15 protein-coding genes are annotated in these 23510 nt (G+C 39.9%); 7 read left to right on the forward strand and 8 right to left on the reverse strand.

What is annotated here, in order from left to right:
* Complete coding sequence (locus tag BM291_RS04410; RefSeq protein ID WP_092894968.1) at positions 1-1989, forward strand: ATP-binding protein; 1989 nt, start codon at positions 1-3, stop codon at positions 1987-1989.
* Here the strand turns inward: BM291_RS04410 and BM291_RS04415 are convergent.
* Positions 1986-3578 carry a hypothetical protein gene (locus tag BM291_RS04415; protein ID WP_139229037.1) on the reverse strand — a complete coding sequence of 531 codons (1593 nt, stop codon included), beginning with the start codon at positions 3576-3578 and terminating at the stop codon, positions 1986-1988. The genes BM291_RS04410 and BM291_RS04415 overlap by 4 nt on opposite strands.
* A 604-nt stretch (positions 3579-4182) precedes the next feature.
* Between BM291_RS04415 and BM291_RS04420 the strand changes: the two genes are divergently transcribed.
* On the forward strand, positions 4183-5595 hold the full coding sequence (locus tag BM291_RS04420; RefSeq protein WP_092894970.1) for a Gfo/Idh/MocA family protein: 1413 nt from the start codon (positions 4183-4185) through the stop codon (positions 5593-5595).
* A 93-nt stretch (positions 5596-5688) separates the two neighbouring features.
* Here the strand turns inward: BM291_RS04420 and BM291_RS04425 are convergent, their stop codons facing one another.
* A complete protein-coding gene (locus BM291_RS04425; RefSeq protein WP_092894971.1) occupies positions 5689-6552 on the reverse strand; it encodes a 3-keto-disaccharide hydrolase in 864 nt (287 codons plus the stop codon).
* A gap of 111 nt (positions 6553-6663) precedes the next feature.
* Positions 6664-7464: an endonuclease/exonuclease/phosphatase family protein gene (locus BM291_RS04430; RefSeq protein ID WP_092894972.1), complete on the reverse strand. Its 801-nt coding sequence runs from the start codon at positions 7462-7464 to the stop codon at positions 6664-6666.
* A gap of 303 nt (positions 7465-7767) precedes the next feature.
* Here BM291_RS04430 and BM291_RS04435 point away from each other — a divergent pair, with 303 nt between their 5' ends.
* Positions 7768-9402 (forward strand): AsmA family protein, encoded by a 1635-nt coding sequence (locus BM291_RS04435; RefSeq protein WP_092894973.1) that lies wholly within the window; start codon positions 7768-7770, stop codon positions 9400-9402.
* A 161-nt stretch (positions 9403-9563) separates the two neighbouring features.
* Here BM291_RS04435 and BM291_RS04440 read toward each other — a convergent pair whose 3' ends face one another.
* Both BM291_RS04440 and BM291_RS04445 read right to left on the reverse strand, forming a co-directional pair.
* A complete protein-coding gene (locus BM291_RS04440; protein ID WP_092894974.1) occupies positions 9564-9938 on the reverse strand; it encodes a PRC-barrel domain-containing protein in 375 nt (124 codons plus the stop codon).
* Positions 9939-10429: 491 nt separating this feature from the next.
* Positions 10430-11053: an FMN-binding negative transcriptional regulator gene (locus BM291_RS04445; protein WP_092894975.1), complete on the reverse strand. Its 624-nt coding sequence runs from the start codon at positions 11051-11053 to the stop codon at positions 10430-10432.
* Positions 11054-11162: 109 nt separating this feature from the next.
* Between BM291_RS04445 and BM291_RS04450 the strand changes: the two genes are divergently transcribed.
* Positions 11163-13418: a helix-turn-helix domain-containing protein gene (locus BM291_RS04450; RefSeq protein WP_092894976.1), complete on the forward strand. Its 2256-nt coding sequence runs from the start codon at positions 11163-11165 to the stop codon at positions 13416-13418.
* A 150-nt stretch (positions 13419-13568) separates the two neighbouring features.
* Here BM291_RS04450 and BM291_RS04455 read toward each other — a convergent pair whose 3' ends face one another.
* The gene (locus BM291_RS04455) at positions 13569-14792 is read right to left on the reverse strand and encodes a serine hydrolase domain-containing protein (RefSeq protein ID WP_092894977.1); all 1224 of its coding nucleotides are present in this window, start codon (positions 14790-14792) and stop codon (positions 13569-13571) included.
* Between the two features lie 133 nt (positions 14793-14925).
* The gene (locus tag BM291_RS04460; protein ID WP_092894978.1) at positions 14926-15501 is read right to left on the reverse strand and encodes a DJ-1/PfpI family protein; all 576 of its coding nucleotides are present in this window, start codon (positions 15499-15501) and stop codon (positions 14926-14928) included.
* A 298-nt stretch (positions 15502-15799) separates the two neighbouring features.
* Between BM291_RS04460 and BM291_RS04465 the strand changes: the two genes are divergently transcribed.
* Positions 15800-16645, forward strand: coding sequence for an alpha/beta hydrolase (locus BM291_RS04465; protein WP_092894979.1), 846 nt, complete (start codon positions 15800-15802; stop codon positions 16643-16645).
* A 9-nt stretch (positions 16646-16654) separates the two neighbouring features.
* On the opposite strand, the gene BM291_RS04470 is transcribed toward BM291_RS04465, so the two are convergent.
* Complete coding sequence (locus BM291_RS04470) at positions 16655-17146, reverse strand: VOC family protein (RefSeq protein WP_092894980.1); 492 nt, start codon at positions 17144-17146, stop codon at positions 16655-16657.
* 258 nt (positions 17147-17404) lie between these two features.
* On the opposite strand from BM291_RS04470, the gene BM291_RS04475 reads away from it, so the two are divergent.
* Together BM291_RS04475 and BM291_RS04480 are read left to right on the forward strand one after the other, a co-directional pair.
* On the forward strand, positions 17405-20614 hold the full coding sequence (locus BM291_RS04475; RefSeq protein WP_092894981.1) for a UvrD-helicase domain-containing protein: 3210 nt from the start codon (positions 17405-17407) through the stop codon (positions 20612-20614).
* The gene (locus tag BM291_RS04480) at positions 20607-23474 is read left to right on the forward strand and encodes a PD-(D/E)XK nuclease family protein (RefSeq protein ID WP_092894982.1); all 2868 of its coding nucleotides are present in this window, start codon (positions 20607-20609) and stop codon (positions 23472-23474) included. The genes BM291_RS04475 and BM291_RS04480 overlap by 8 nt, the downstream gene beginning before the upstream one ends.
* Positions 23475-23510: the final 36 nt, after the last annotated feature.

Consider the following 23510-nt stretch of genomic DNA (forward strand, 5'->3'; position numbering starts at 1 on the left):
ATGAAAAAGTATCCTTTCAAATTTCTTGATTCCTATCAGAGAGAAGATAGAGGTGTATTCTTTGGAAGAGACGAGGAGATCAACGCCTTGTATGAAATGGTGTTTCAGTCGGCAACTGTACTTGTTTACGGAGCGTCTGGGACAGGGAAAACCAGTTTGATCAATTGTGGGCTAGCAGGTAAGTTTCAGCAGCACGATTGGCACGATTTAATGATCCGAAGAGGTGCTGATATCAATACTTCCTTAGAGTTAGCATTGGAGAAAGCGGGTGGGAAGATTGAGAAAGGTTTTGATGAAACAAAGTATCAAGACGAGTGGGAAGTTGAATCCTATAAGGCAGACCAGGAATTAACACCAATAAGTAAATCCATCAGGGCTGTCTATCAGAAATCCTTCAGACCTGTTTATTTGATCTTTGACCAATTTGAAGAGCTTTTTATTCTTGGTTCTATTTCCGAGCAGCAGATTTTTATAGAAACTATCATAGGAATTCTTCAGTCAGGTCAGCCAGTCAAATTGATTTTTTCAATTCGTGAAGAATATTTGGGGTATTTAGCTGATTTTGAGCGAGCTATTCCACAGTTGCTTCGCAAAAAGCTGCGGGTAGAACCGATGAATCTTGAAAAAGTAAAGCAGGTTATTAAAGGAGCTGCCACATTGGAGAATTCACTTATTTCGATCAAGAAAGGCGAGGAGGATGCGGTGGCCGAAAGTATCTTTCACAAGATCAAAGGTGATAAGAAATCACTCACGATACAGTTGCCATTTTTGCAGGTATTTCTGGACAAGCTTTACCTGAATATCACGGGTGACAAAAAGCGTGAATCGCCTGCTGAGTTTACTTTGGACAACGTGAATGAAATGGGAGAGATTGGCGATATCCTGAGCAATTTTCTGGAAGAGCAGGTTGCTGATATTTCTAAAGAATTGAAAGGCAAATACCCTAGTCTAAAACCTGAGCTTACCTGGAAAATACTTTCGCCTTTTGCCACCTTGGAAGGAACGAAAGATCCGATCACTAAAAAAGAATTATATGATCGTCTGCCAGATTTAGATCAACAAATGGTAAACGATGTGGTAGAAGCTTTTTCCAATAACAGACTGCTGCGCTACAATGAAAATACGGATACGTTCGAGATCTCTCATGATTCCCTAGCCAAGCCGATTGCAGAAAAAAGGAGTGTAGAAGAAACTGCTTTGCTGGAAATCAAGCGCTTGGTCAAAAGTCAGGTAGGAGTAAAAGAGGAGGCAAGAGAGTTTTTTACAGAGAAGCAACTCATCTATATCGAGCCGTATTTATGTAAGTTTAAAACAAACCCTGAGGAGCAAAATTGGATTGAGAAAAGTGAAAAATTCATTCAAGAACAAAAGGAGTTAGCATTAAAGAATAAGCTTTTAGAATATTCTAAGAAGCGGCGCGAAAAAAGAAAATGGATAGCTATAATTATGTCTATTCTTCTGATTAGCGCTGCTTTTGTTCTTTTTAAATCTATAGAGTCCAAACAAAAAGAGATTAGTAGTTTGCAAGAGAAGCTTGATGATCAATTGAAGCTAGATAGGACCCAAGAATTGTTAAGGTTAGTAATGAAAGGAAGAGGAGAGAAATATGAAAATCTAAGTGATTCTGCTCTCAGCAAGATACTGTATAAAGAAAGGACCTTTCCTCTTGATAGTTTAATAGAGATTAAAGCTTCTTTCAGCCCATCCAATACTTATACCGATAATAAAAGGAATAATAATTTCACATTTTGGCTCGATGTCCCGTCTTTTAGAAAAGAAGAGATAATGGAAGTTCGTTATAATTTTTGTCAGGGTTTTTATGATCGTGTTAGAGTCTCTAAAGATCCTACATCCTCATTTTCAATTGGTTATCTGGGTTGGGGAGTTTGTCCAACTATGAAGATTGATGTGGTTTTACAGACTGGTGACACTATACCTATAAATTTTCCCTTTAAAAATTACATAGAAAACCTTCTTAATAATTCTTAGTGAATAATTGGAGTTAATCCAGCATTTTTCAAATGATCTTGCACTGTTAGCTTCCCGCTGAGATCCAGGTCAGGTACTTCACCTATATCATTTTGATGGAAGTGGTATACTAATATGGAAAGAACCTTAGTAGGGAGACTTTTATTTTTCAATTCAGCAGGAAGGGTGTCAAAGCTGTTTTTTAGAATTTGCTCTGCAAAACCTGCAGTCATCACATCATTGCTCATGGTGGCAGGCTTAGATGCGACGATGAATGCAAACATCCTAAATTCGGATTCCACCTTGAAAAACATGGACTTGAATATTTCATAGTATGAGAATTTCCCGTCACCACCGAGGTTTTCGGAGAAGCGACTGTCTGCAGAAACAGGGGAGCCATTGATATTGAATTTCTCCAAACTTGTGGTCACAGCAAATCCATCCATGTCATAATAGTAATGGAGCTGATCTTTGTATCCGGCATTGGTGAAACCAGTCCTTAGAAATGTATCTACCTGGCCTAGACTAGTCAAAGTAGATTTGTAATTTGTAATGATATGTTTTGCTGAGGCCAGTGGAGCTGGGTTTGGAAAGAAATGATTCTTAAGATCCGCAGGTGGCTGTTGAATCATTGCAATTGGAGAACTGATTGGTGCAATTCCATCCAAATCCTTATTTCGAGAAAACTTACTTGTTAACTCTCTGAATAGCTCATCAATGACCTTAGGGTTTAACTCTTCCCTGATGAATTTATCATCATCTTTTTTTACTCGACTCTTGAAATCGTCAAAGGAATCAAACAAAACTGTTTTACTGAAATTTCGAGGAACCCGAGTACTTCTTGATGCAAGCTGCTTTAACTGAATGTATCTAGAAAGAATATCCAAACGTGAACCGGTGATATATTCAAGCTTTATAAAATTGGGATCTCCAAAAGAAAAAGGGTGGAAATCTGGAGTGTTGTTTCGGATTTCCATACTTAGCGTCATATCATAAATTCCGGCAAAATAGGTTAGGGAATCCATGTAGAATCTATTTGCGTTTTTTGCCGCTAAAAAAATCCGCTGAAAATCAGGGTATATATCCTCGTTAAACAGAGAGTTGTACTCATTTTTTAGGCTCCTGATTTCAGTTTTCAACAGGAGATTTGATTCAGAATCAAATTTGATCATTTCATAGAGCTGATTCTTTTCATTATGAAAAGTTTGGTAATCATCAATTTTCGAGGAATTGTAATAGTTAATGGCTCGGCCCAGAATACTTTTCAATCTTCGTAATAAACCTCTGCTGATTTCACCTTTGTTGAGGTTTAAAAGCTTCGATTGATTTTGATAAAATAATGCATTTGTGAAATTGTAGAGCGTGGAATTTATACGGATAAAAGAGTCATCCTGAATTGATTTGATTTCGTCATTCTCGAAGGCGATGATTTTTTTTATTCTTTCTACAGGGATAGTGTCAAAGTAGGTTTCCGTTAAATACAGGTTCATGTAAGCTTGCGCTAATGTGATTGTATCATTTTTATTAGGTTTAGCATTTTCTTGGGCTACGGCAGCGCCACCAAATGCACTCATTAGAATGCTAAAAATGAGGGGTTTGAAAAACTTCATTTGACTTTATTAAATGAATGATGAGCGCTCTCACTATAATTTTAAAAAGGTGAGATGGCTTTCGCGAAACAATACTCTTCCATTAATATAAGATTTATATTGGTTAATGTCTATTTATCTAACTGGTAATCAATGTTGTGCAATAGTTGTTTTTGATTACTTCCGTAAGCTTTTCAGAATTAAACTTTACTGAGCGGGATTTACAGACAGTTAGAATCTTTAATAGATTATTTGATCTATGTCATATTATAAAGAATAGCAACGCCGTATTTTTGCAATGAAGAATCCAAACAGTCCTTCCTTAGAGTTTGCGGAAAAAACCCAATTCACTCTTAGTTTTTTGCTTAATATTTCGGTTACTGATTTGTAATCCTTGCACGTAACATAAAAGTAGGTAGTCCCAAATATTAGTTAGAGATAACCGAAGGCCAAAAGCTTTCGGTTTTTTCTTTGTAAGGTGACCATACTTCCTTTATTTTTTTATTAATTAGCTAAGTCAATAGAACAAAGTAATTTGAAATCATTCAAGACCTAATTCATACTTAATTAGTAGGAATATTCGTGATGCATGATTTCATATGACCCTTGAAAAACAATTAAGTATATGAAAAATAACCAGAGAAGAGAGTTCCTTAAATCCACCGGTTTGGTAGGATTGGGACTTTTTGGAGCGGGCAGTACCCTCGCCAATGAATTTGAGAATCGACCTTTACAAGCTAAAAAGGGTGTAAATCGAATCCAGTCTTTTAATATGAGTGGTTTTGCTGCTCCTAAAATTGATACTGTCCGTGTTGGTATCGTTGGACTTGGAATGAGAGGGCCAGGTGCTGTTGATCGATTGAGTAAAATTGAAAATGTAGAGATTAAGGCACTTTGTGATTTGCTACCTGAAAGAGTAGAAAAAGCAAAAGCCCAATTGAAAGACACTCCACATAAGCCAGATGTTTATTCTGGAAATGCATATTCTTGGAAAGAAATGATGGATCGTGATGATCTGGATTTGATTTATATCGCTACGCCATGGGAATGGCATACTCCTATGGCCGTTTATGCCATGGAAGCTGGCAAGCATGCTGCTTGTGAAGTTCCAATAGCTCGTACACTTGAAGAGTGTTGGCAATTGGTGGAGACTTCTGAGCGTACCAAAAAACACTGTATGCAATTGGAGAATTGCTGCTATGATTTCTTTGAGTTGATGACTTTGAAAATGGCTCGTGAAGGATACTTCGGAGAGGTTCTTCATGTGGAAGGCGCTTATATCCATGATTTGCTTGCTTTAAACTTCAAGAAAGATGGCGGTTACCAGGATATGTGGAGGCTCAAAGAAAATTATCGTGATGGTAATTTGTATGCTACTCACGGACTAGGGCCTATTTGTCAGATTTTGAATATTAACAGAGGTGACCAGATGGATTTCTTAACGTCTACGTCTACCAATGATTTCTCTATGCATGCTGAAGCTATGAAATTAGCTGAGAAAGATAATTTCTTTGCATCGTATGCGCAGAAAAACTTCCGTGGAAACATGAATACTTCTATGGTTAAGACGAAGAATGGTAAAACCATCATGATTCAGCATGATGTATCTTCACCTCGTCCATATTCCCGACTTCATGTAGTCAGTGGTACAGAAGGCTATGCACAGAAATATCCTGAAGCAAAAGTATCTAAAGGACATGGCTGGTTGAAAGATGAGGAGTTCAAGGATTTGGAAACTAAGTACACTCCAGAAATCATTCAGAAAGTAGGAGAGCTAGCTAAGAAAGTAGGAGGCCATGGTGGCATGGACTTTATGATGGATTGGAGATTGATCGATTGCCTGAGAAATGGGCTTCCTCTAGATCAGGATGTTTATGATGCAGCGCTTTGGAGCTGTGTTTCTCCACTTAGTGAATGGTCAGTAGCTAATAGATCTAATTCTATAGATGTACCTGATTTTACTGGTGGAAACTGGAAAACAAACGCCCCGGTGAACATTACCCTTGCTGGTGGTGGAAATACAGGAGTGAGAGTTTAATGCAAGAAGCAATTACTGCTAATTAGACTCGAATAAAAATATGAAAAGCCCGCTAATCGATTGATTGGCGGGCTTTCTTGTTAGTGTTTTTTTTTACTTGGAATGTGCAGGCTTGGCAGCTAAACCTTCCTTTACAACTTGCTCAAGTTTTTTCTGATCACCCAAATATTCGGTTAGATCAATCAAGCGAACAGTTCTGAAATCGATTGGATGGCTTTCACTTTGTAAGGAAATCCACCCGCCAGTTAGCATCTGACCATCCACTTTCACTTTTGGGTCTACTGGATCTACACTTCCGCCACCTATTTGAGCTTTAGAATAGCTCAAAACAGTGTCTTGTCCCACAAGATGATGCACATCTCCATTTCCTAGGACAATGAAATTGGCAGTCACCCACTGATCACCATGATAGGTTTCAGAGGTGGAGTTTACACAGTGAGGAGTAAATAGCTTTCCGTCCTTCTCCACGTTTGTGCCTGGAGTACATAGATTACAAGTACTTCTTTTGTCCTTTCCATTTCCTCCTAGGAATTGAGCTTCTATAGAAATTGGGAAATTTTGCTCTTTTAACATGGTCTTGGGGTCCTGAGAATGAAGCATCGCTCCAGAATTCCTCGTAGCCCATCCTTCACCACCGTTCGCTTGCTCACCGACAAATCTATATTCTACTTGAAGCAGGTAATTAGAAAAAGGCTTATTGTAGAAAATATGACCGTATTGCTGATCAAACTGATCATACCCATCATAGCGCACTTTCATCAGACCATCTTCTACGCGGAAAGTATTTGCGAAATTATCATTCAAGTCATGGGTACGGATCTTCACTGACCAATCATCGATGTTTTTACCGTTAAAAAGTGTTTGCCACTTCAGTTTTTTAGCATCCTCATTGGCATAGTTGAAGGCAAAACCTAAGCCTGCAAGGCATAGGATTCCTATTAGTACTGTCTTTTTCATCTGTTTATTTTTTGATTTTAAAGGTCATCCCGATAGCTATCGGGAGGAATCTAGCATGGTAAAAATCATACCACTTTATGGCATTGTTATCATGCTCGATTTCATTTCAATTTAGGGGTTTATTAATCGTAGTGTGACCAAAACTGGGTAATGATCTGAAAATGGAACATCAATTACTTGATAATTAACAAGCTCAAAACGTTCTGAGTCATACCAGACGTAATCTATTCGTTTTCCTTCTTCGGAAACATAGGTTGGAGAATCATCTTGCGCTACAAATCCTGCATCGCTCCATTTGGAACTTATACTTTTATATTCATCTGAGGTAGGATCAAAATTCAAATCACCAACCCAAAATGCCGGTTTTGGAAGAGAGTCCGCATAGGCGGTAATAGCTTGTAATTGTGCGAGTCTATTTTCAGGAAATTCGTGACAAAGATGCGTAGCACCAAAGTATAGTTCCTGTCTGTTTTTCAATTCTATTTTCACCCAAGCAGCAGCTCTTGGCTCACCACCAGCAGGTGTTGGTAAAGCCTGAGTAGTATAGTTTAATGCTTTTTTCACCAGTACTCCTTCGCCATATCCTCCTTCGGCGTAATCCATAGCCTTGGCAAAGTAACTTCTATAGCCAGTCTTTTTTCCTAGCTCAGCTATCCAATTTAACTTTTGCCCATATACAGATTCTAGGCGAGTAGTCATGCTATCCATTTCCTGCAGCGCTACTACTTCAGGCTGAAGAAGAATAATCAAATTTGCGATTTCCTCTAAGTTTGGTTTACAAATAGTGTCCGGGTGTTCACCATGGTAAACGTTATAGGTCAAAATCTTGAATTCTGGATTCTTTTCTTGAGCAAACACACTCCATGGTGAGCAGAGTAAAAAAGTGATAACTACTAAAGATGTGATTTTCATGTTGGGTCGATTACCTGATTGGGTTTTTTACTGCTTCTAAAATAAAATTGCTTGCTGGAGAAGTAAAACTATTGAATCAGATTGGAAGTTAATGATTTTAAAGATTCAGGAGAATGAAATTGAAGGTGCTCTATCCTCTTTTTATTTTTGTGGTGGATTTGAGCTGTCATAGGAATATCTAGTTGAGGTAATAGAAGAAACGATTTAATTGTGATTTATTTGTATCTTTTTGACATCAACCTATTTCATTTCACCCGTTAAATACACCTTAGCTTAAGTCATTAAGTTTTAATAAATAATAGCTTGAAAAAAATTCTCTGGGTTCTTGGAACTCTTATTCTGCTGAGCATAGTTTCGATATTTTTGCTTGAACAATGGCTTGTAAAAACCCTTCCCGAAAGAGTGAATGCCAATGAGGATCGAGCCTATGATATTATATTTAAAGATGTAGATGTAAGACTTTTCAGTGGAAGCATAGAATTGCAGGAGATTTCCCTAAATCCTTTGAAAGAGGGTATGGCCACCACCATTACGGGTACCATGAAATCGTTGAGGCTTGGAGGGGTAAATATGCTAGGCTTTATTTTTGGAAAAGTAGCGGAAGTAAATGAATTGAGATTGGATGATCCTAAATTCATTTTGATTAGAAATGACTCCATTTCCAAGCAGCCAGCAGATATGTCCAAAGCATTCCAGGGGCTATTTGGTGACTTAGTGTCGCGAGGTGTCATTCATAATTTTGTGCTAAATAATGGCTCAGGCGAATTTTACACGCAATTAGATACCGCGAGAAAGTTTGGAAGCTTTGAGCAATTTCACATTTCAGCTATTAATCTTGAAACGGATTCTATGCGAATGAATTATGCGATTCCATTCAAGTTAGAGAGTATTAAATCGAGCTTAAAAAATCTGCAAATTAATATTTCTAGTGATCAGACATTCACTCTTGGCTCGCTGGATTATGACTCAAAACAAGAAGCATTTGATTTCTTTGACCTTCATTTAAAATACGATGATTCAAACTTGGAAGCATCCAAGCGATCGAAAATCCAAAAGGATTTTATAGAAATCGATGTCAAGCATTTACGTATTGAGCAGATAAATGCTCAAAGTAATATCTATGGTAATTGGTCGGTCGTTGCAGGGTTATTGACGATAGATAGCTTGTATTTGCACGATGTGCGGAATAAAAATAAGCCTAGACCTAAGGATGAACCTGAGAAGCCAATGTTCGAAAGAATGGTGGAGCAAATTCCATTTCCCATTGAACTGGATACTATACGGATATTAAATTCCAAAATAACTTACTCTCAGATTTCTGAAGGAAAGTCCGCACCTGCGAGTTTGAATTTTGAAAAACTTTCTGCTTTGGTGACAAATGCTGTATCACTTGATTCCCTTCAATCTGGCGAAATGATAATTCATGGAGAAGCTATTCTTAATGGCTTTGCACCCATGCGTATGGACGTGAGAGTGCCTTATAGCAACGATACCATGAAGGAGAGATTTCATTTGGTGGCAAGTGTAGCACCTTTCAAATTACCATCATTGAATGGGATTCTGGGTGATTTGGTGTCTGTGAATATAAATTCTGGTACGATGGAAAAGTTAGAAATCACCATGGATGCTTCTCGGTATTCCTCATCGAATTTTATGAAATTCCACTACCAAGATCTAAAGTTGGAATTAAGGGACGAGGATGCAAAGAAATTGAAGCTCAAATCCACTCTTGCCAATATTCTGACATCTAGTAATAATCTACCAGAAAATAGAAATTATAAAACTGCCCAGTTTCAAACAGAGCGAAATATATACCGCGGCACTTTCAACCTAATCTGGGAATCGTTGAGAGAAGGTTTGTTAGAAATAGTACCAGGAGATTTGATGCAAGTATTGATGAAGGAACAAGATCCGTCGGATGGAGGGAAAAGAAGGTGATCATTACTTTATGAGTTTTCAGTCTTAGTCACCAGTAGCGAGGAGATTTGAAGCAACTCGCCAGTATCATTGCGATGCTTTCTTGCTAGATTGTGGAGTCTATAGAATAAAAAAAAGCTCTCCATAAATGGAGAGCCTCACTTAGAATCCAAGCGCCACGCCTATTCTATTAACGCTCTTCTTCTTTCAAATCCATAGTAAGTATGGACACTATTGATGAATTCATGTTGAGGTCCTACTGGCCAGTTGTCGTCATCAAAACCTGGAGCATTCTCTAGCTTTTCTTTTTCGACCTTTACGATGATTACATCACGTTGGTGACCGTGAAAATCAAAAGCCTCCCAAGGAAGAGCTAGTAGTTTATTTCCAAGATTTAGAAATCCTGTATCAACTGATAGAACAATGTAGGCTACTTCACCTGTTTCGGTGTCAAGCATAATGTCCTTAATAGTTCCTACTGATTCATCTCTTATTGTTTTTACGGTGCAATTTGAAGCTGTTGAGCTACTGATTGGAAAATGATATTCGGTATTCATGGTTAAGTTGGTTAAGTGTATTACAGTGTTGTTTTAATTATTAAACCAAGGCTATGCCATGCCCCAAAAAATGGGGTTTTAAGCGGTTAAGCTATTTTTTTAAGGTTTTTTATGTGTTGGGAAAGGACGATCTGGGTAATGAAATCCGCAGATGGATTTGCAGTTAGAGTAAGTTACTGGATGTTCTTTTAGCCACAGTGGCGCCGGGATTTCGCAGAGAACGCAAGTGTCTATTGGTGGTTAACTGGAAGTTGTGCCGTAGTGATATACTATGGGTAGAAGAAAATTATTAAGAGCAGCAGTGTCGTTAGGTACGACTCTTTAAATCAAAGAAAAAGCTATTTATCATTAAGAGGGATCTACTTTTGAAAAGATCCTGATGGTTCAAGCCTCGGGACTTAAGCCTATTTAAGGAATGTTTACCCACTCACTTTCTTTACAATCGAAAAGTCGAATTCCGAACAATGTCGAAGGGAAGGAGCTTTAGATTTTTACGAATCTGATCTATCTATCCTCATTTCTTTAGCTATTTCTTTATCAAAAGGGAATGTACTCTCCTCTAGCTTTTTCACAATATTCTGATGATTTGCCTCGTCTCGATTTTGCGAGAGCTTCCTGCTGCCATGCATATCAGTTATCAATATCTCAAAACCCACCAAGGCTTTTACTTGCTTGGATACATAGTCTGCACTCATCGTCTCCACGCTCACTCGGTTTGGACGTCCATCTTCATAGATGTTTACCAGTTTTTTCAAATGGTCCATAAGCTCTTCTCCTTCTATAAGGTTTACCTTTCCATAGACATGAACTGCTAGATAATTCCATGTGGGTACATTTTCGTGATTATACCAAGAAGAAGAAATGTACGCATGTGGGCCCTGGAAAATGACTAGTACTTCCTGATCATCCACCAGGTTTTTCCATTGTGGGTTTGCCTTCGCTATATGCCCAGAAAGGATTGCTTTTCCATCTTTATTCTGATCCAAGACAAAGGGCAAGTGTGTTGCCCAAGGCTTTTCGTCTAGTTGGGAAACTAGTGTTGCAAAAGCATTTTTTTGAAGAAAAGTGGCTATCTCAGCATCATCTTTCCAGCGGTTTAATGGATGGATATACATAGGAGTAGTTTGAGATTTTGGATTTATTAAATGAAATTAGAGATAGGAATAGAAAGTATAAGATTTCTAACTCCATTTTAATCATTTTTAAAAATAGTAGTTTCGCTGAATGGAAAATCAAAGTACTGATAAACTAGAGCTGGCCGCTAAGTTTGTCAACAATACCGGAGCACCGATTTTTTTGACTGGAAAAGCAGGAACAGGCAAGACCACTTTTCTGAAAAATCTGGCCTTGCAAACACATAAAAATCATGTGATTGTGGCGCCTACAGGCATAGCTGCGCTGAATGCTGGCGGAGTTACCATCCACTCACAGTTCTTGTTCCCGCTTGGATTTTTCCTACCTGTGAATGAGCCAGAGGGTAATTTCTCAGATCAATACGGTTGCTTTACGCAGCATACTTTGATCAGAAAACATCCGCTGAATGCACTCAGAAAGAATGTGTTGAAATCTATAGAGCTATTGGTGATCGATGAGGTCAGTATGCTTCGAGCTGATGTGCTGGATGCGATAGATTACAGGTTGCGAACGGTCAAGCGAAACTTTAATACACCATTTGGCGGAGTGCAGGTATTGATGATTGGTGATCTTTTCCAATTGCCTCCCATAGTACGTGATAATGAGTGGCAGGTGCTCAGCAAATTTTACCCAAGCATGCACTTTTTTGAAGCCCGGGTTTTGCAGGATTCAGGTTTAGTTTATCTGGAGCTGGATAAGATTTTCCGTCAGCAGGATGAAGACTTTATTCAAGTCCTTAATCACCTCCGAGAGAATGTGGTAACTGCCGACGATATTACGCTTTTGAATAAGCATTATAAAACCCAAGACGAGATCGCAGAAATCAAAGACTGCATCACGATCACGACTCACAACTACAAAGCTGATCAGATTAATCGGGATCGACTGATGGCGCTGAAAGGTGAATCGAAGTTTTACGAGGCGGACATAGAAAATGATTTTCCTGAGAACATCTACCCCTTACCCAAATCACTTGAGCTTCGGGTTGGAGCGCAGGTGATGTTTATCAAGAATGATAGCTCGGGAAATCAGGATTACTTCAATGGTAAACTGGCGACAGTAGAGGAGCTGGAAGAGGATCAAATCAAAGTATTGCTTGAAGGCAAGCGGTTTGTTTACCAGTTGAGAAAGGAGATTTGGGAGAATAAAAAGTACATCATCAATCCAGATACGAAGGAGCTAGAGGAGGAAGTGATAGGGACATTCAGTCAATATCCTATCAAAACTGCCTGGGCTGTGACAGTTCATAAAAGTCAGGGTTTGACTTTTGATCAAGCCATAATAGATGTGGGGAATGCTTTTGCTCCAGGTCAGGTCTATGTGGCGTTGAGCCGTCTTAGAAGTTTGGAGGGCTTGGTCTTGCGAACAAGAATTCAAAACAATGCACTTCAATCTGATTCACAGGTTCAGTCTTTCGTAGAGAGTGCCAAAAAGCATTCGAAATTGGATGAATTGCTAGGAGCTTATCAGCAGCGATACCTTTCGCTTTTGTCTGGAGAGACCTTCGATTTGGCAAGTTTGCTTCAGGAGATTACTAGTTTCCAGAGAAAGAATGATAGTACGCTTGAGTTTGAAGATCCAGAGATGCAAAAAGCAGTGGGCGAGATTGCGGCGTTGATAAAAAAAGAAGTAGGAACTGCAGCTAAATTTAGCAATCAACTTCGCTTTCTTTTGCAGCAGAATGACAAAGAAAAGCTGATGGAGCGATTGGATAAAGGGTCTTCTTACTTTAAGAATTTTTTGAAAGAAGCTTTAGAAAAAATACTGGTGCATAGAGCAGAGGTGGAACGCTTTTCCAGAACAAAAACCTATGCAAATAGCTTGGAAGAATTAGAAGTCAGCCTGCTTAGAAAGTATGGGGATATTAATAAAGTAAGCCAATTGATTTTGTCGATTTTAGATGGGGAGATTCCCGGCAAAATGAATGATCTGGAGCAGGATAAGATCAATCTTCGACTTCGGTTGGCAGAAGCTGCTAGACAGGCAGCTGCTGATAACCCAAAATTCGCCAGTAACAAGACAGGTAGGAAAAAGGCTGGTAAGGCAAATCTAAAACGGAAAGTTGGAGAGACTTATGAGACCACCTTTGGGATGATCAATGCAGGAAAAAGCATTGGTGATATAGTAGTCGCTAGAGGATTGGCAGAATCTACTATCAAAAGCCATCTGGCAAAGGGAATTGCAGAAGGAAGAATTGAGTTGGAAGACTGCTTACCTATGGAGGTTATCTCTGAGATCAGCGCTCAGATTGAAAACATCAGGAACTTGCAGGCGCTTCGTATACATTTCGAAGGAAAATATGATTACAACACTATCAAAATGGTGGTTGCTGGAAAGCAGGATTAATGAGTAGGATTTGAATGCCTGCAGTAAAAAGTCTAAAGTGCTTAGAGTCAATAATTAAGAGCAAAGAATCAAGATTTTTTCTTTAGCATGAAGAAATTAGTACTCTTTTGCTAGAAGTTTATCTTGACTCTTGGCTCTTAGAACTTACTGCTATTCTATGGCTTGATAAACCAGTTGACGCATTTTTTGCTCATAGAATCCGCTGAAAGGGGCTGTTTGAGTCATGAGGATCGAGATCAAATTTTCCTTGGGATCAATAAAGAAGTAAGTACAATAGGCGCCACTCCAATAGTATGTGCCTTCTGAACCCAAAGATTTTGCGTCTGCTAAGTCAGTCATCACTCCAAACCCGAATCCAAACCCATGACCAGCTTCTCTTTTGATGTCGCCAATCTGATTGATCGTCATGATTTCTACCGTTTTTGGACTCAAGTATCTTTTGCCATCCAATTCTCCTCCATTGCTCATCATCAGTGCAAATCTTGCGTAGTCTTGTGCAGTGCTGAATAGGCCATTTGCACCCGCAAAAATTTTATTTCCAGTTGTTGGAGTTTGTCGAGGAGCGACAATCAATTTCCCTGTTTCGTCATAGCTGTGTAGCGTTGCCATTCGACTAGCTTGCTCTTCATTCAGATTATACCTGGTGTCGGGCATTCCAAGTGGGTCTAATAGCCTTTTTTGTAAAAATTCTTCTACAGTCATTCCCGAAAACACTTCGATCAATCGAGCCAAAATATCAGGTGCCGCAGAATAATACCATCGCTCCCCTGGCTGCGCATAGAGAGGAAGACCTGCATAGGTCTTTACTCGGGACTCGATATCAGCATGAGCGGTGTAATAAATTCCCTTAATTACTTCCTTATCGACCTCAGACTGACCTAAGCCATGGGATAGTCCAGCAGTATGACTCATTAACTGATGAATTCTTATAGGGGAGGCTACTGGCTCCAAACCACCGGCTGTACCCAGTTTAGCATCTTTAGCCACCATCGCATCCTTAAATTCCGGAATGTATTTGGAAAGTGGATCATTCAATAGGAAATAACCTTCTTCGTATAGCATCATAAAAGCCGTCGTGATAATTGGCTTTGTCATTGATTGTATATAGAAAATCTGATCCAGCTTCATCGCTGACTTAGATTCAATATTTGAATATCCGATTGTTTTTTCGTGTGCTTTTTCCCCATTGCTAAAGATCAAACTCACCGCTCCTGCTATTCTTCCTTGATCTACTTCGTTTTGGAGGTAGGAATCGTACCGCTCTAATCGTTCTGTTGAAAGTTTAGTTTTTTCGTGATGCAGTGTTTGGGCTAAAGCCCCATTAGCAAGAAACAGGAATGCAATAAAAAGTAATCGTAATTGATTTTTAAACATGAGCTTGGATGGTTAATGTTGGAGTTTAACTTGGGTCTTTTTCTAAAATTAACATTTTCATATTCTAAAATTCAAGAAAAAGCCCTTTCAGAATTTTCCAAAAGGGCTTTCACTAGTACGAATTGATTAGCTATCAAAGTGTGATTTTTGTTCCCAATATTTTCAGGAACTCACGGATCCAAGCTGGATGGCCTGGCCAAGCGGGAGAGGTAACCAAGTTGCCGTCAACATAAGCGTCGGTAGCAGGAATGTTTTGGTAATCACCACCTGCGATGGTCACTTCTGGGCCTACAGCAGGGTAAGCCGTCAGTTTCCTGCCTTTCACTACTCCTGCTGCTGTTAGTATCTGTATTCCATGGCAAACTGCAGCTACTGGCTTGTTCGTGTCAAAGAAGTGCCTCACAATCTCCAGAAGTTTCTGGTTTAACCTAAGGTATTCTGGCGCGCGACCACCGGCAATTGCCAATCCTACGTAGTCGTCCACATCTATTTGGTCAAAAGAATAGCTCAGCATAAAGTTGTGACCTGGCTTTTCGGTGTAAGTGAGATCCCCTTCAAAATCATGAATGGCGGTTTTGATGGTTTCTCCTTTTTTCTTTCCAGGGCAAACTGAATGAACTTCATAGCCCACCATTTCCAGCATCTGTACTGGTACCATTGTTTCGTAATCTTCTGCAAAATCTCCTGTGAGAAATAATATCTTTTTCATGTGTTTATAATTTATTTTTCAAGGTAATATGGAATCTTGCATTGACTAATAATCAACTCAGAGTCTGACGGTGTCATGATGCTCAACTTCACATTCTTGAAATTAGTTGGTTTGAAAAATGAGTAGAAATCCTACCTTTTTTAACAAGACCAATTTATGAAAATGTGATCGCATTGATGTTAATAGTTCGTTAAGTTTTCCTAATGATATGAGCATTATGTCAGGATAAACTGCGATCTGTTTTTCAGCTTTCGATTTTCTGTGCAACTTATCATTTCAAACTCGAAAACGCATTCTCATGAATCATCTAGAAACTTCCTATAAAACTCATGATAACCAAGAGTTATACCTCCAAGCTTGGATGGTTGATTCGCCAAAGGCGTCGTTGCTCCTTGTTCATGGACTAGGAGAGCATAGTTCTAGGTATTTGCCTTTGGTAGAAAAGCTGAATGCTGCAGGTGTTTCTATTTTTACTTTTGATGGGAGGGGGCACGGGAAATCAGCAGCCGGTAAGCCAACTGCTTATTTTGAATCTTATGAAGATTACCTGAAAGATATTGATGCCTTATATGGGAAGGTGAAAAGCTACGTTCCTGGAGTTCCAGTGTTTATTTATGGGCATAGTATGGGTGGTGGATTAGTAGCTGCTTACGCATTGAAATATCAGCCAGAAACTGCAGGAATGATCATGAGTTCCCCCGCGATAAAACCAGCAGAAGGCACATCTATTCTTTTGATTGCAGTTTCTAGTCTTGTGAGTAAGTATTTTCCGAGATTGAAAGCATTACAACTTGATGCCCAAAAAATATCCAGAATTCCTGCTGAAGTGGAAAAATACCTGAATGATCCCTTAGTATACACGGAAGCTATTCCGGCAAGAACAGGATATGAGTTGCTTCAAATGATGCGTTTTATTCAAGAAAATGCTTCCAATTTTTCCCTTCCATTTTTGCTAATGCATGGGACTGATGATGGACTGACCAATCCCAAAGGATCTGAATTGCTTTTCGAGAAAGCTAAATCATCGGATAAAACCCTAAAGATTTTCCCAGGTGCCTACCATGAATTAATCAATGACTTGGATCGAGAAGAGGTGATGAACCTGATTGTGAATTGGATAGAAATGCGTATTCCTGAATCTTAAATTAATAGATTATATCTCTGCCATCAATCCATTGATGTCCAGTTGTCTGGTGTACATGTTAATGCTACCATCAGGATTTAATGGCCATTCTTCTTTAGGCCTATCCCAATATAGTTCGACTCCATTTTCATCTGGATCATCTAGGTACAAGGCTTCTGAAACCCCATGATCCGCAGCACCGGTCAAAGGGTAGTTGGCATCCATTAGTCTTTTCAATAGAACCGCTAGATCCCGTCTTGTGGGTAAAACTATAGCAGTATGAAACAGTCCTGCCGTATTCTTCGGTGCTGGTTTTCCTCCTTTGCTCTGCCAGGTATTCAGACCGATATGATGATGATATCCTCCTGCGGAAATAAATGCGGCATCTTGGCCGTACATGGTGACTAGTTCAAAGCCAAGCAACGTTTGATAGAAATCTAAGGACTTTTGAAGGTCTGTTACTTTCAAATGAATATGACCAATGCGCGTTTTTGCTGGGATTCTATAGTGAGGATCGGACATTCTGTATGAGGATTTGGATGGTGATTAAATGAGAAAAATGATGAATTTTCCAACGTTAAACAAAACAACTTAATATGAATATAAATCAAGTAGTTAAATTAATTGAGATGAATTTATAATTCATGCTTTTTTTCGGTAGAATTATTTTGTGTCAATGTAAAGTAGAAGGAAGTTATTCCGACAATTTTCGTCAATACTAAAATAATTTTGCTACGAAACTAAGATGCCTCCTTATCTTAGTTCCAATACTTTTTACCTATGGATCAGAAACCTTTCATCATTTACAAATCCTCTGCTGGCTCGGGCAAGACCTACACGCTGACGCTGGAGTATCTCAAACTTGCACTGCAAAGTCCTCATGCTTTTAAATCGATTTTGGCGGTAACCTTTACCAATAAAGCTACTCAAGAAATGAAGGAGCGGATTGTGGAGGAGCTGAAAAGGCTTCGAAATCAAGTGAATCCGGATGAAAAAATGGATTGCGAATTGATGAATTCGCTCGGTGTTGATGAAGCAGGTCTAAAACTATTGGCTCAGCAGACGCTCACTGCAATTCTTCATGATTATGGAAGATTCTCCGTCAGCACCATCGATAGTTTCTTCCAAAAAGTGGTGAGAGCTTTTGCGAGAGAGATAGATTTGAATGCCAAATTTGATGTGGAATTGGATCAATTGGCAGTGCTGGAGCGCGTAGTAGATCGGGTAGTGATGCTGGTAATGGAGGATGAATTTCTACACAAGTGGCTGGTGGATTATGCCTATGAGCAAATCCAAAATGGAAAATCCTGGGACATAAGACGCAATATCCGTGGTCTTGGTCAGCAGATTTTTCAGGAAGATTTTAAGAAATACTCTCCTGAAATTAAGGAGTTTCTGAAGGATAAGGAAAACATCACTTTACTACAATCTTTTGTCCGAGAGCGTAAAAATGAGATTGTCAAAATTTCAAAGGAACTAGGAAGCCAAGCTGATTCAATTCGCATTTCAAATGGGTTGGAATGGACAGACTTTAATAGAGGATTTATCAAAGTACTTGACAAGCTTGGAGATCGAACTAATCCACTTCCTGAGCTTACCCCGGCGACACTAGCCAAAATTGATAACCCCGAAAGCTGGCATACCAAAACGAGTAAGCAAACCGATGCTATTCTATCTGCTTACGATCAAGGCTTAAATCAAATCTTGCATCAGATTCTGGCATTGACAGGTAAGTGGAATACGCTGCAAGCCATTGCCAAAAATAGTTACGTTTATGGGGTTTTCAGGAATCTCCTAGACGAACTTACGCTGATCAAAGACGAGGAAAATATTCTACTTATCTCTGATGCGAATGAATTTCTAAAGGAAATCACCAAAGGAAATGATACACCTTTCATCTATGAAAAAGTAGGGAATCAATATAAAAACTACCTGATTGACGAGTTTCAAGATACCTCGGGGTTTCAATGGGATAGTTTCAAACCCTTGCTAGAAAACTCGCTTGGTCAAGGTCAGACCAACTTGCTGGTAGGCGATGTGAAGCAATCGATCTATCGCTGGCGCGGTGGAGAGATGAAATTGTTGCTTTCGCAGGTGGAGGATGAAATAGGAAAGAACAGCATACAATTGGAGAATTTGGACACAAATTTCCGTAGCCTTCCCAATATTATCAATTTCAACAACGCGGTTTTTAAAGCTCTGCCTCATGCAATGGAGCAGGTTTTAAGCTCAAGTTATGGTGTGGAAGATCCACGGATTCTAACCCAGGCTTATTCAGATTCCTTTCAGAAGATTTCCCCGAAAAAGGAAAAGTCCGCATTCAAGGGAAAGGTCAAACTGGAATTCATCGATCCTAAAGATGAAGAAGAGGAGGGTAATTTCGACGAGGTTGTTCTATCAAAATTGCCTGACTTGGTTATGGAATTGCAGGATCATGGATATGAGCTGGAGGATATCGCTTTTCTCGTTAGAAGGAAATCTGAGGGCGAGGCGATAGCGGATTGCATGATGAGCTATGCTGCGGAGCACCCAGAGAGCTCTTACAGCTTCGATGTGCTTTCGGATGAGTCTATGTATCTAAACAAGGCAGCTTCGGTGAAAGCGCTTGTTTCTGGCTTCAATTACTTGCACAATCCAGCCGATAAAGTTCAGTATAAAACCATGTGGTATTACCTGGCTGTGCTAATGGATGCTCCGGTTGATCACGAATTGTTTGCTTTGGATAAAATGCCAGCCTTTTTGGAGGAGCAGGTTAAGCAATTCAAAGAAAAGGAAATTTTGATGCTTCAGCTGCCTCTGATGGAGGCTTTGGAGGAGTTGATCAAAGTTCTTGGACTGATGGAGTTGGGACTTGAGAAGGCTTATATCTCAGGATTCAAAGAAGCAGTTTATGACTTCACTGCGAACAATCGGGCAGATCTGAGCGGTTTCTTGGAATGGTGGGAAATCAATCAGACGAAGCGAACTGTCAAAATTCCAGATGGTCATAATGCCATGCGGATTCTGACGATTCACAAGTCAAAAGGCCTGCAGTTTAAAGTGGTGGTGATGCCATTTCTGAAGTGGACTATCTTTGATATCAGCAAAGGCAATGTGGTTTGGTCTCCATTTGAAGACCGAGAGAAAGGGCTTTCTGCTATCATTCCGCTGACGCTAAGCGGGGATTTAGCCAATTCTGACTTCAGTGCAACTTATGCTGAGGAAGCGACCATGGCTTATCTAGACAGCTTAAATATGCTGTATGTGGCGCTGACAAGAGCTGAGGATGTCTTTTTTGGTTTTATTCCCTACAAGGAAAAAATCGGATCACAGAATACGATGGAAATTCAGCTTCAGAAATTGGTACAATCCCATAACGATCCAGAATCTAACTTGAGCTTGATTTCTCATTATGACTCAGAGTCAAAAGTATTTGAGTTTGGTGATTGGCCTGAAAGCCAGGTGAAAACCCTGCATCCTAAGAAATCTCCAGAACTTCGCTGGGCATATAAAAATTGGGCTGAAGTGCTCACACTCAAGAAATATGCAGTTGATTTTTCGATGGAAGGCATGGAGCAGCGGAAGAAGCAGAAGTTTGGCTTGATCGTGCATGAGATCTTGGAATTGTCTGCCGACAAAGCTTCTGCGCTACAGAATTTGCAGTCATTTTATTTTGAAGGAAGATTGAACGAGGAAGAAAAGCAGCTGGTAGAACGACAATTAGATCATCTATTCACAGATTCGCTTTTTGCTTCATGGTTCGGCAGCAAAGGCATTTTATTGGCTGAGCAGGGAATTCTTCTTCCTGGAGGAAAGCAGAAACGGCCAGATCGGATTATTCTAAATGAAGACGAAGCAGTAATCGTGGATTTTAAAACGGGTGAGGCTCAAAGTCGCTACGCGAATCAAGTGAGAGAATACATGTCATTGGTGGCAACACTATCTCAGAAGCAAACGAAAGGCTATTTATGTTATTTAGAAACAGGAGTAATCGAGGAAGTCTATGCATAGTTTTTTAAGAAATACAGCAAAAGAGATCCTCGAAAGCGGAGTTGATCTGCAAAAAGTTACCATCGTTTTGCCGAATAGGAGAGCGGGATTGTTTTTTACCCAGCATCTGGGAAGTTTGATCAGCGAACCGACTTGGATGCCCGAGGTGAAAACTATCGAAGAGATATTCTATGACCTGGCAGGAAATCGACCTGCTGATGATTTGACCTTGATATTTGAATTGTATCGAGTGTATCAGGACCTCAGCCCAGAGGCCGAGACTTTTGATCGTTATTATTTCTGGGGAGAAATGATCCTTAAAGATTTCAATGATGTGGATCAGTTCATGGCGAATGCAGGTAAACTTTACCATCATTTGTCTGAAATCAAGGAATTGGAGTCAGACTTGAGTTTTCTGACCGAGAGTCAGATCGCATTGATTCGGCAATTTTGGTCATCATTTGTGAATCAGGATAGGGATCATCAGGAGAAATTTTTGAAGTTCTGGCAATTGCTCAGTCCACTTTATACAAGTTTCCAAGCTTCACTTGCCGTATCTGGCTTGGCCTATTCTGGGATGCTGTATAGAAAAGTAGCAGAATCGCTGGATAATATTCCTCGTCCTGAGAAAGTGCATCATTTTGTTGGTTTCAATGCCTTCACGGGAACTGAGGAGGCTTTGATCAAGCATTACATTACCGTTTTTGGCGCTAAGATTTACTGGGATATTGATGGGTATTATTTAGACGATAAAGTGCAAGAGGCTGGTTTGTTTTTCCGTGATTATCAGAAAGACAAGATCTTTGGGCCCACTTTTCCAGAACATATTCCTACGCAGATTGATGATCGCAAGGCTCGCATCAAGACCTATGCAACACCTCTGAAGACCAATCAGGCGAATTTGGTAGGTTCTATTTTGGAGAAAATTCCAGCTGGTGAAGCTTGGGAGGAGACAGTTGTGATTTTGCCAGATGAACAGATGCTCTTTCCTGTGCTACATACACTACCGGAGCAAGTGGATAAGGTGAATGTGACCATGGGGTATCCAGTGAAAAATGCGCCTGTTTATTCCTTTTTGGAAGCAGTATTGGAGATGCAGCGATACATCAAAGAAGAAGATGGTAAGCTGTTGTTTTACCACACTGCGGTCAAGAACCTATTGAGTTCAATCTACCTAAAAAGCGTCAATCCAGGCTTTGCCGAGGAGTTGATGGCAGAAATGCAGCTTTTGAACCAGATTCATGTTTCCGCAGAAAAGCTACATAAAGGTGGTGAGCTGTATCAGTTGATCTTCCAGAAGTTGGAGAACGACTCCCTATTTTCCTATCTGGCTAAGCTGATGGAAGCTCTGGCTGAGCGATTGAAAGATGAGCCTCTGCAGCGTTCTTATTTGTATCAATGCTTCAAGCAGCTGACCAGATTGCGTGAGATTTTTGCAGGACAGGATATTCTTACGATTAATCGGGAGTTTTTCATCCGACTTTTCCGCCAAGTTTTCAGAGAAGTTAAATTGCCTTTTGAGGGCGAACCACTTCAAGGTTTGCAAATCATGGGTGTGCTGGAATCCCGAAATCTTGACTTCAAGCGAGTGATCATTTGCAATATGAATGAGGATAGTTTTCCGCCTTCCGCAGGGCTGAATTCCATGATTCCTTTCAATATTCGCAAAGCCTTTGGCCTGCCAGTGCAGGAGCAGAATGACTCTATCTATGCTTATACCTTCTATAGGTTGTTGCACAGTGCGGAGGAAGTTCACATGATTTATACTACGGCTTCGGATCAAGGAAAAGCAGGTGAAAAGAGCCGCTACATGCAGCAAATGGGAGTGGAGCTTGGAAGAGAGATGGAGGAGGAGGTGGTATTTATACCAATCGATCAGAAATCTCCCGAATCCATTACCATTCAAAAGGATGCAGAAGTTCTAGGCTTGTTGGATAAGTATCTGATCGATGAGCATGGTCAATCGAAGACTTCCTTTTCGCCTTCTGCCATAAGTGTATTCTTGGATTGTAGGTTGAAATTCTACCTTCAGTATCTCGCCAATATTCAGGAAAAGCAGGAGGTAAGCGAGGAAATCGATGCGGCTGTTTTTGGGAATCTTGCTCACTTGAGCATGGAAATTTTGTATCAGGATTTTGCGAAGCGTAAGAATAGAACTTTGCTGGAGAAGTCAGATTTCGAGGAGTTGAATAAGGCTTGGGTATTTCCGGCTATTGAAAAAGCCATCCGTCAGTTTTATCATTTGGAGGGTGAAGCCGACACTAAACTCAATGGACAAATGGCTATCGCGCGTGATGTGCTTCAGAAATACTTGCATCAAATTTTGAAAATCGATGAGGCTTCGGCTCCATTCAAGTTGATTTCTCTAGAGAAGGAGAGAAAATATACAGCAGGCTTGAAGATTGAAACTGCAGCTGGAGCTCAAACAGTGTCACTAAAGGGAATTATTGACCGAGTGGATGAGCACAATGGCTCGGTGAGGCTGATCGATTACAAATCAGGTCAGGACAATAAGACCTTTCCTGATGTGGAATCACTGTTTGATCGGGAGCATAAATCGAGGAATAAAGCCGCGATGCAAACCATGTTTTATGGTTTGATCTATCAGGCCACTGTTCCTGAAAATACCCTGCCTTTAAAACCTACAATCTTTAATCTTCGGGAGATGTTTGGCGATGATTTCAATCCTTACCTGCAAATCAAACTTCCCAGAGCAAAACAGGGTGTCGAAGTAAATGATTACAGGCAGTTTGAGGATGAATACAAGGTTGGATTAAAATCACTTTTGGAGGATATCTACAATCCAGAAATTCCTTTCGACCAAACCGATGATTTGAAAAAATGTGGGTATTGTCCTTATAAGGAGATTTGTGGGAGGTAAATAAATTTCAGGGTATACGTTCAGTAAGTTCTCCTC

This window comes from Algoriphagus aquimarinus (genome assembly GCF_900112005.1).
Lineage (GTDB): Bacteria > Bacteroidota > Bacteroidia > Cytophagales > Cyclobacteriaceae > Algoriphagus > Algoriphagus aquimarinus.